Annotated in this window: 2 protein-coding genes; both read left to right on the forward strand. The window is 26.7% G+C overall.

What is annotated here, in order from left to right; genetic code table 11:
* A partial coding sequence (locus tag NY022_RS09520) for a BspA family leucine-rich repeat surface protein (RefSeq protein ID WP_267525639.1) occupies positions 1-326 on the forward strand: 326 nt, incomplete at its 5' end.
* A 116-nt stretch (positions 327-442) separates the two neighbouring features.
* Positions 443-1410, forward strand: a 968-nt coding sequence (locus tag NY022_RS09525) for a BspA family leucine-rich repeat surface protein (protein ID WP_267525641.1), incomplete at its 3' end; no start/stop codon positions are given.

A 1410-nucleotide genomic window follows, 5' to 3' on the forward strand; every position in this document is an offset into this window, starting at 1 on the left:
CTAGTATGTTTGATAGTTGTCGTAATTTCAATCAGCCTTTAAACTTTGATACAAAAAATGTAGTAAATATGAGTTATATGTTTGATAGTTGTCGTAATTTCAATCAACCTTTAGAACTTGATACAAGAAATGTAACCAATATGAGTTATATGTTTTGGAATTGCAAAAACTTCAATCAGCCTTTAAACTTTGATACCAAAAATGTAACAAATATGAGCTATATGTTTTATTGTTGCTCTAGCTTAACCCATAAACCTAATTTTGATATGAGTAATGTAAAAGAGCAAGAAGATATGTTTGAAGGTTGCGATAAGTTAGGCAAATAATCATTAAATTTCGTTTGTTTGAGTATTTTGTAGTATTTCAAACAAACGAAATTCCTAATTCAAATTCTTCTAATTTTTAAAAGAATTTGAATTAGGAATTTGATTAAGGAGATTTTATGAAAAAATATAAGCCAACTACTAAAGATGAGCTAAAAGAGTTATGCGATAATGAAGAGTTATACTTAGGTGATATTGATACAAGCTTAATTACTGATATGAGTGAATTATTTCAAGATAGTAATAGAAAAGACTTTAGTGGTATAAATACTTGGGATACAAGCAATGTAACTAGTATGAATTCTATGTTTTATGGTTGTTCTAATTTTAACCAGCCTTTAAACTTTGATACAAGCAATGTAACTGATATGAGCTATATGTTTTATGGTTGCAATAATTTCAATCAGCCTTTAGATTTTGATACAAGCAATGTAACTGATATGGGTGCTATGTTTTATGGTTGTGAAAATTTCAATCAACCTTTAAACTTTGATACATCAAATGTAATTGATATGAGTTTTATGTTTAAAAGTTGTTATAGTTTCAATCAACCTTTAAACTTTGATACATCAAATGTAACTGATATGAGTGATATGTTTAGAGAATGTAAAAATTTTAACCAAGCTTTAAACTTTAATACAAGCAATGTAGCAAATATGAGCTATATGTTTTATTTTTGTGAAAATTTCAATCAACCTTTAAACTTTGATACATCAAATGTAACTGATATGAGTGATATGTTTTATGGTTGTGAAAATTTCAACCAAGCTTTAAATTTTGATACAAGTAATGTAACTAATATGAGTGAGATGTTTCATAGTTGTTTTAATTTTAATCAAACTTTAAACTTTGATACAAGCAATGTAACTGATATGGGTGCTATGTTTAGCCGTTGTTCTAATTTCAATCAGCCTTTAAGCTTTGACACAAAAAATGTAGTAAATATGATGTATATGTTTTATGGTTGTGAAAATTTCAACCAAGCTTTAAATTTTGATACAAGTAATGTAACTGATATGTATGGTATGTTTTATGGTTGTGAAAATTTCAATCAACCTTTAAACTTTGATACAAGTAATGTAACAGA

The organism is Campylobacter sp. MG1 (assembly GCF_026616895.1).
Lineage (GTDB): Bacteria > Campylobacterota > Campylobacteria > Campylobacterales > Campylobacteraceae > Campylobacter_E.